General features: G+C 68.8%; 9 protein-coding genes. 4 read left to right on the top strand and 5 right to left on the bottom strand.

The features are described 5' to 3' along the window. Positions 1-164 precede the first annotated feature (164 nt). Both ABTZ94_RS07185 and ABTZ94_RS07180 read right to left on the bottom strand, forming a co-directional pair. Entirely contained in the window at positions 165-584 is a 420-nt protein-coding gene (locus tag ABTZ94_RS07185) for a hypothetical protein (protein ID WP_351198347.1), read from the bottom strand. Between the two features lie 61 nt (positions 585-645). Beyond that, complete coding sequence (locus ABTZ94_RS07180; RefSeq protein ID WP_351198345.1) at positions 646-2,184, bottom strand: LCP family protein; 1,539 nt, start codon at positions 2,182-2,184, stop codon at positions 646-648. Between the two features lie 147 nt (positions 2,185-2,331). On the opposite strand from ABTZ94_RS07180, the gene tatA reads away from it, so the two are divergent. Next, on the top strand, positions 2,332-2,661 hold the full coding sequence (gene tatA, locus ABTZ94_RS07175) for a Sec-independent protein translocase subunit TatA (protein ID WP_351198343.1): 330 nt from the start codon (positions 2,332-2,334) through the stop codon (positions 2,659-2,661). Here the strand turns inward: tatA and ABTZ94_RS07170 are convergent. Both ABTZ94_RS07170 and ABTZ94_RS07165 read right to left on the bottom strand, forming a co-directional pair. Further along, positions 2,634-2,864 carry a hypothetical protein gene (locus ABTZ94_RS07170; RefSeq protein WP_351198341.1) on the bottom strand — a complete coding sequence of 77 codons (231 nt, stop codon included), beginning with the start codon at positions 2,862-2,864 and terminating at the stop codon, positions 2,634-2,636. The two genes, tatA and ABTZ94_RS07170, sit on opposite strands and share 28 nt — an antisense overlap. A gap of 615 nt (positions 2,865-3,479) precedes the next feature. Then, complete coding sequence (locus ABTZ94_RS07165) at positions 3,480-3,704, bottom strand: twin-arginine translocase TatA/TatE family subunit (RefSeq protein WP_351198339.1); 225 nt, start codon at positions 3,702-3,704, stop codon at positions 3,480-3,482. Between the two features lie 167 nt (positions 3,705-3,871). Here ABTZ94_RS07165 and ABTZ94_RS07160 point away from each other — a divergent pair, with 167 nt between their 5' ends. Further along, positions 3,872-4,780, top strand: coding sequence for an ion transporter (locus ABTZ94_RS07160; protein ID WP_351198337.1), 909 nt, complete (start codon positions 3,872-3,874; stop codon positions 4,778-4,780). 36 nt (positions 4,781-4,816) lie between these two features. Here ABTZ94_RS07160 and ABTZ94_RS07155 read toward each other — a convergent pair whose 3' ends face one another. Further along, positions 4,817-6,976, bottom strand: coding sequence for a RecQ family ATP-dependent DNA helicase (locus ABTZ94_RS07155; RefSeq protein WP_351198336.1), 2,160 nt, complete (start codon positions 6,974-6,976; stop codon positions 4,817-4,819). Between the two features lie 17 nt (positions 6,977-6,993). Between ABTZ94_RS07155 and ABTZ94_RS07150 the strand changes: the two genes are divergently transcribed. Both ABTZ94_RS07150 and ABTZ94_RS07145 read left to right on the top strand, forming a co-directional pair. Then, positions 6,994-7,257, top strand: a complete 264-nt coding sequence (locus ABTZ94_RS07150; RefSeq protein ID WP_351198359.1) for a phosphoribosyltransferase — start codon at positions 6,994-6,996, stop codon at positions 7,255-7,257. A gap of 217 nt (positions 7,258-7,474) precedes the next feature. Further along, positions 7,475-8,113, top strand: coding sequence for a hypothetical protein (locus tag ABTZ94_RS07145; protein ID WP_351198334.1), 639 nt, complete (start codon positions 7,475-7,477; stop codon positions 8,111-8,113). The last annotated feature ends 36 nt before the right edge of the window (positions 8,114-8,149 follow it).

The raw sequence follows: 8,149 nt of genomic DNA, 5'->3' as shown, positions 1-8,149 counted from the left end.
TACGCTTGGCCCCGCGACCGCGTCCCACGGAGCCTCTGCGCCTGCTCCGACAGCCGAGACCGGCAGCCCCCGGACCGTCTGCACTCCAACTGGGCCGAGGCAGGGAAGACGGTCGACGGGTGAGACCCCTCCGAGCACTGCTGATCCGTTCGTTGTACAAGTGCTCAGACCGGCCCTGCGGCCGCGATGAGGCGTCCGAGGCGGGGGCGCAGACACGGCCCCGACACGAACACGAACGCCGTGAAAGCAGCAAGTCGCTGCAGGCCCGGCGCCGCGAGAAAGCCGCTGTGGAGGATGCAGTGGACCGCGTACCAGTTGGCTGCCAGATCGGCCGTCATGATGGCGCACGTGAGATCCACACCCGCCCGCTTCCCGCACAGCAACAGCAGGGCCGCCAACGCGTCGAACACCGCCAGCGAGGACCAGAACAGGTTCAGCCAGTCAGGGGCCCAGAGGTACGGACGCAGACCGTTCTGGACGAGATCTGCGACGTGCGAGACAACACCCACGGAGACCAGCACGACGACGTACACCAGGACCAGGACCACGACCCATCGTGGGGCTCGGCGCATCCACCCGGCCACGCGACCAAACATACCGAACCGAGAACCGGGGCGACTTGCGAAGCAATCACGAGCAATGCCCCTATCCGTAGGAGAGATTGGAGCAAAGGTCGCCGTCGGCGGAGCGGGCGTCGTCTGCCACCTCCGTGGGCACGGCGGTGGACTCGGCCGAGCGGTCGTCGGTCGCGTACGACTGGCCCAGGATCAGGTTGATGCCCGCGCTGGTCGCCGAGTGGAGCCGGGCGCCGGGGAAGAGCTTGGCGACCGACTGGGCCTGGGGCTTCTGACCGGGCCCGTACTCGATCACTGTGGTGGCGTGATCCTGGGTGCTTGCGTTCGCCGTACCGGTCACGGTGAAGTCGTGGTCGTCGAGGGTCGCCGCGGCGCGGGCACCCAAGCCGCTGGCGGTGGTGCCGTTGTACACCGCGACGTCGATGCCCTTCCCGGACACTTGCTCGTCGACGCTCGGCGACACGGAGGCGGTGGCCGCCGTTCCGCTTTTCTTGCCGCCGGCGTCCTTGCCATCGATGGTCTGGTCGGCCCTGAGCGCCGCCCACAGGGCGTCGGTGTCCGGCTGGACGATGGCGACGCGTGAACCCTCGTAACGCCAGGGGATGGTGACGAACTTGGTGTTGTGCAGGTCGATGTTCTCCAGCGACATCGCAAACGAGATCAGCTTGTTGGCCGTTCCCAGGCCGGGGGCGACGGTCATCGACTTCGTACCGGCGTCCGCGAGCGGCAGCAGCTTGGTCGGGGTGAGCCCGTCGCTCTTCACCTTCTGGATCAGGCTCGCGACGAACGCCTGCTGGCGTTTGATGCGGCCTATGTCGGAGCCGTCGCCTATGCCGTGCCGGATGCGTACGTAGTCCAGCGCCTTCTGGCCCGAGACTTCCTGCTCGCCCTTGTGGAACAGGACCTTGCCCCGGGTGGTGCGGTTGGGGTTGAGGTCCCCTTGATAGACGTCCTGCGGCAGGCATACGTTCACGCCGCCCACCACATCCGTCAGCTCCGCGAAGCCCTTGAAGTCGACGACGACGGTGTGGTCCACGCGCAGCCCGGTCAGCTTCTCCACGGTGTTCTGGGTGCAGGCCGGATTGCCCTTCGCGGTCTGCCCGACCGAGTACGCCTCGTTGAACATAGTGTTCGTCCGCGTCTTGGTCCACGACCCGTCCGGCAGCTTGCAGGGCGGGATGGTGACCAGGGTGTCGCGCGGGACGGACACCGCGACGGCGTGCTTTTGGTCGGCGTACACGTGCAGCAGGAACGCGGTGTCCGAGCGGCCTATGTCGTCCTTGTCGCCGCCGCCCAGCGCGCTGTTGCCGCCGGTGCGCGCGTCCGAGCCGATAACGAGAACGTTCTTGCCCTTCGACGAGCCGGCCTGGGGACGCTCGCCGGAGACGCCGTCCGCGGCAAAGGTATCGATGTTGCCGTTCAGCTTCAGGTAGATCCAGCCCAGCCCGGCAGTGCCGAGCACCAGCACGGACACCACTATGGCAAAAGCGATGCGTGCCGGGCCGTGTTTGCGTCGCCGTGCGGTGCGGCTGCCGCGGGGTCCGCCTTGGCGGGGCGGCTCCACCCTGCGCCTGTGGCGCGGAGGCGTCGCCTGCTGGCTGGTCGTCATGTGTGCGCCCTCATCCGTCCGACTCATACGGAGGGGACGCCTGGCCCCGCCCCATGGTTATACAGTTGCGCAATATAGCAATCATTGCAGACGGTGCGCCGCACCCGGTGGGCCCCGCTGCCCGGTGAAGAGAATGAGGTGGGCGGGATGCTCCGCAACGGACTGGAACCCTGGCACCTGCTGATCGTGGCGATCGTCGTCATCGTGCTGTTCGGCTCGAAGAAGCTGCCGGAGGCAGCCCGCGGACTCGGCAAGTCCATGCGCATCCTCAAGAGCGAGGCCAAGGCCATGAAGGACGACGGCGCCGCGCAGCCCTCCACCACCTCACCCGATGACGCGTCCGGCCAGTCGGCAGCGCGCGTCATCCAGCGCACTCCCGGGGAGAACGCGTCAGCCCAGTCGAACACGGAGACCAACACGGCCCGCCGAGCTGTGCGCGGCGGCCCCCATCAGGGACTGGCCCCGTCGAAGCCGTAGCGCAGTGGCTCACTCTTCACGCGGAAATCGCGACGGTAGATGTACAGCGCCTCTGCGCGCACGCCGCCCGCCGGGGCATCCAGTTCACAGGGATAGGTGACTTGGATCGCCGACGGGCGGTCGGCGACCCGCATCCGCAGCCCATCCGCAGGCCCTCCGTCGAGTATCGCGGCTTCCCAGCTCGTCGTGCTGCTTGCTCCCATGACAACAGTTTATATATTGCGCAAATTTTAAACTGCCGTGAGGTGCATCACGGCAGTGCGGGCCGGCGCCTATGCGACCGTAACCGCCTGCTGGTTCGCGACGGCGCTCTCGTCTTCGATTCCATGCACGCGCGTGACGCACTCATCGCCGGCCTGTGAGGACGGAGGGTCACCGCTCGTGAACTGGCCCACCCCGCGCCGGAGCTGACCGAACAGGACACGGTCGGCCGCGCCCGTCGACCTGTTGCCTCAGCGCCGGGCCTCACCAGCCCTCGCCTGCGACGACACCGGCCACCTCGCCGGCATGGTCGCCCTCGATGACCTGCTCGCCCTCCTCCTGCACCCGCAGGCGGCCTAGCACCGCAGCAGCAAACCGAACGCGGCGCGGAGGACACATACGCCCCGAATCGGGCCCCCATCGACACAGTGGTACGCCCAGATCGGGGACCACGACGGCGCCGGCGGGGGACAGGACCACCTTGGCGAACAACACCGGCACCATTGCCGTTGCTGCGTCAACTCGACGGCTTCCGACAGCAGATGGTGGATTACGTGCCTTGTCTTCGTTCTATTACGCGGCGAGCGTTGCGGCGGGCACTCGTCCTTCGCCCGCTTTCAAGAACGCGGGGAGGGCTCGTCCCGCTCGACGATGGTTCCGCAGACCACATGCCCCGGACCGGATGAGGCGCTGGGAGAGTCCTGCTCCTTGAGCGCTCTGGCCTCGTTCTTGAAGATTCGGGTCGCCTTGCCCGCTGAACGTGTCAGCTCCGGCAGCTTCTTGATCCCGAGGACCACGACGACGACCAGGAGGATCACGGCCAGTTCACTCAAGCCGAACATCAGGGTCTGCTTTCTCCGAGGGGTGGACGACGGCCGATAAGGCGTACCGGTGACGCGTCTCAATCTACAGTGCTGTAGAAGTCTCTCCTGGAGCATGATTGCTCAACCATCCCGCCTTCCAGCCCGGTTGGCCGGGAACAGTGTGCTGCACGGAGGAACAGAGCAGGATGACGGACGCCATCCCCACGGCGCGTGTGTCCCTGGCACGGCGGTGCCGTGCCGTCACGGAGGCGCGGTGGTTCGCCGTCACCGTGTTCGTCCTGATCCTCGCCAACGCGGCGCTGCTCGGCGTCGAGACGTACACCGGTCTGGTGGAGGACTGGCAACGCTGGTTACGCCTCGCCGAACACTGCTGTGTCGCCGCCTTCACCGTCGAGATCCTCCTGCGCCTGGCCGCCCATGCCGACCGCCCGAGGGACTTCTTCCGCGATCCCTGGAACCTCTTCGACTTGGCCGTCGTGCTGAGCGCCGTCCTGCCCGTCGTACGCGAGAACACCACCGTGCTACGGCTGTTGCGGCTCGCACGGGTACTGCGCACCGCCCGTTTCCTGCCGCAGCTGCGCATCGTCCTGGTCGCGGTCGCCCGCAGCTTGCCCGGAACGCTCAGCTTCCTGCTCGTCGGGGCACTGCTGCTGTACATGTACGCCATGGTCGGCTGGGTCTTCTTCGCACGCCACGATCCCGAGCACTACGGCTCCATCGGCCGCGCCGTCCTCACCCTTTTCCTCCTGATGACACTCGACGGCATCGGCGACGCGGTCCACGCGGGCCTGGAGATCTCCCGCTGGAGCATCCTCTACTACGCCTCCTACGTCCTGCTCGCCTCCTTCGTTCTCGTCAACGTCCTCATCGGCGTCGTGATCACCTCCCTCGACGAAGCGCGGGACATGGAGAACGACGAGCCGCAGGAGGTGGGCCTCCCGACGCCCGGGCCGGAGGAACCGCACCGGCTGCTCGAACGCATTGCGACAGCGCGCCAAGCTCTCGACGAGCTCGAATGCGTCCTCGTCCAGTCCGCTCCGCCCCATGCCCGGGAAGCGGAACGGCCTGTCCGCACCTCCAGCGGGCACACATGACACCGGACGTAGGCAACTGGTCGACGAGCGCGGATGTCAGCCCGCTGCGGCAAGGACCAGGGGCAGGACCTGGTCGGCGCCTGTCAGACGTAGCAGCCGGGCAGCGACTGCGAGGGTCCAGCCGGATTCGGTGTAGTCGTCCACGAGCAGAACGGGGCCAGGAGTGCGGGCCAGGGCACCAGTCAGATCCTCAGGGACGGTGAAGGTGCCGGACAGCGCCCTGACGCGTTGGGCGGAGTTGCTGCGGCGTACGGCGTGTGCGCCGCTCGGCCCGGTGTGCGTCAGGGTGCCCAGAAACGGGAGGCGCCCGACGGTCGCGATTCTCTGGGCGAGGGAACCGACCAGTTGTGGGCGGGCCAGGGACGGCACAGCGACGACGCCCACCGGCCGGGCGCAGGCGTCCGGGGCATTCGACGCCCAGCCGCCCGGAGAGCGCGCCCAATCCGCGAGGACCGCCACCGCGGCCCGCAGGACATCATCGGGCACCGGCCCATCGGGCGCGTTCTCAGCCAGCAGCGGGCGCAGCCTGTTGCCCCAGCCGATGTCCGAGAGCCTCCCCAGGGCACGCCCGGTGGAGCACTGTTCTTTGGCCGGGATGCGCCCCTTGAGGTCGATGCCCAGTGCGGGCATCCCCGTCGGCCACATCCGGCGCGGCTCGACCTCCACTCCCGGGCGGTCCAGTTCCTTCGCCGCCCCCGTCAACGTCTCCGCCGAAACAGAGGAATCGGCCCAGGTCCCCGCGCAGTTGTCGCAACGGCCGCACGGGGTCGCCCCCTCGTCGTCCAGCTGCTGGCGCAGGAACTCCATCCGGCACCGGGACGTGCTCACGTAATCGCGCATGGCCTGCTGCTCGGCCGCCCGCTGCCGCGCCACCCAGGCGTACCGCTCGGAGTCGTAGACCCACTGCTCGCCGGTGGAGGTCCAGCCGCCCTTCACCCGTTTGACCGCCCCGTCCACGTCGAGCACCTTGAGCATCGTCTCCAGCCGGGTGCGCCGAAGGTCCACCGCCGCCTCCAGGGCCGGCACGGAAAGCGGCCGTCCCGCATCGGCGAGGGCCGAGAGGGTCTGCCGTACCTGAGCCTCGGGCGGGAAGGCGGTATCGGCGAAGTAGCGCCAGATGGCCTCGTCCTCCTTGCCCGGCAGCAGCAGCACATCGGCGTGCTCGACCCCGCGACCTGCCCGCCCCACCTGCTGGTAGTAGGCGATCGGCGAGGACGGCGAGCCGAGATGGACCACGAAGCCCAGGTCGGGCTTGTCGAAGCCCATGCCCAGCGCCGAAGTCGCGACCAGCGCCTTGACCCGGTTCTCCTGCAGATCGACCTCGGCCTGCAGCCGGTCGGCGTTCTCCGTGCGCCCCGTGTAGGAAGCCACTCGGAAGCCGCGCTGCCGCAGGAAGGCAGTGGCCTCCTCGGCTGCGGCGACGGTGAGGGTGTAGATGATCCCGGAGCCCGGCAGCTCGTCCAGGTGCTCGGCGAGCCAGGCCAGGCGGTGCGCGGCGTCCGGCAGCTGGACCACCCCAAGCCGCAGGCTTTCCCGCTCGAGCGGGCCGCGGAGCACCAGGGCCTCGCCGGCACCGGTGCCCAACTGCTCCGCCACATCCGCAGTGACCCGTGCGTTCGCGGTCGCGGTGGTGGCCAGCACCGGCACGCCGGGGGCGAGATCGGCGAGCATCGCCCGCAGCCGGCGGTAGTCCGGGCGGAAGTCGTGCCCCCAGTCGGAGATGCAGTGCGCCTCATCGACCACCAGCAGACCGGTCGTGGCCGCGAGCTTGGGCAGCACCTGTTCGCGAAAATCCACAGAATTGAGGCGTTCCGGACTTACGAGGAGAACGTCGGTCTCGCCCCGCTCGACCTCCCCGTAGATGGTGTCCCACTCCTCCGGGTTGGCCGAATTGATCGTGTGCGCCCGGATACCGGCCCGCGCCGCCGACTCGACCTGGTTACGCATCAGCGCCAGCAGCGGTGAGACGATCACCGTGGGGCCGGAACCACGTCGGCGCAGCAAGGCGGTAGCAACGAAATACACCGCCGACTTGCCCCACCCAGTGCGCTGCACCACCAGCGCACGCCGGCGCTCCTCCACCAGAGCCGCCACCGCCTGCCACTGATCCTCCCGCAGCCGCGCCGACCCCCCCGGGGCACCGACGAGCTCAGCGAGGATGGCATCGGCTTCAGTGCGGAGTTCCAGATCGTCCATGCCCCCCATGCAACCTGATGGCAAGGACAATCGGCCACTTCACCCCACGTGACACCCCGCTCACAGACGGCCCACCGGGCCACGCACCGATCGAGGGCAGCCAGGACGGAGCCGCTCGGCCACGACCATCCTCGGCCGATACCTGGGCCACGGCGGGCGGCCCCCTACTGCTTGTGGACGATCTCTGGGACACCGGCTGGACACCGGCCATGACCGCGCGGCTGCTGCGCCGGGCCGGGGCGCAGGGAGTGTTTCCGCTGGTCCTCGCCGTTCAAGCGTGACAGGAGGCGTCATCCGGGCACGGCATGGGCAGGGATATCAGAGTCATTCCGGCCGATTCCCGTCAGCGGTGCCAATTGCTCGTTGCCGCCTGCCGATACGCCAGGAAGAATTGGGTTCGCTCCCCGCGCGGTCCTTTCGCGGCCCGGAAGGGCTGTGCCGCGGTGCGCCCTCGCCCGACCCCGCCCGCACCGTGGGCGCGTATGCGAAGGGAGGATCGTGACCTTCGGATTCACTCCGTCCGCAGCCACTTCCATGTCGGCGTCCTCGGCATCCGCCGATTCCGTCAACCGCCTTGCCAGGATGCTCGAACCGGCCGAGTGGGCCGAAGCGGGCATACCGTTGCTGCGCAGTCCCCGCGAGGTTGTCAGCGGCCTGCACGCCCGGCACCGGCCGATCCCGGCGACCGCTGTCGTCGCCGTACTCGACCATGAGGAACGCCTCACGGCCAGCGCCTCGTTCGCCCGCCGCTCCATAGCCGCGGACGGCTGGGAGTTCCGCAACGCGCTGCTGGCGCATCTGCGGCGGGTCGTCCCGCACGACCTGCGCCGCCGCACACCTGTCCGTACCGCAGTACTGCTCTACTGCCGCGAGGGCGACGAGCGTTGGACGGAGGAGGACGGAGCATGGATGTGGGGCCTGCGGGACGCCTGCACGTTGCACGGCCTTCGGTGCGGCGCGTACATCACCCTGACCCGCGGCGGCTGGCACGTGCTGGGCGAGGGGCGGGGCGGGCGACGGCCCAACTCGACGTCACAGCCGTCCGCTCTCGCCGACACATCGCTCGACCACGATCCGGTCCCACCGCGCACCGGCGGCGGTGCGGCTCAGGCGCTGCGACGCACCGCGGCGCGCTGACCCGTGGTTGCGGACCCGGCTGCCCTGTCGAGCAGC

The sequence above is a fragment of the Streptomyces sp. NPDC002785 genome (assembly GCF_040295565.1).
Classification (GTDB): domain Bacteria; phylum Actinomycetota; class Actinomycetes; order Streptomycetales; family Streptomycetaceae; genus Streptomyces.
The sequence above is the reverse complement of the archived record's forward strand: the minus strand, read 5'-3'. Positions and strand labels throughout refer to the sequence as shown.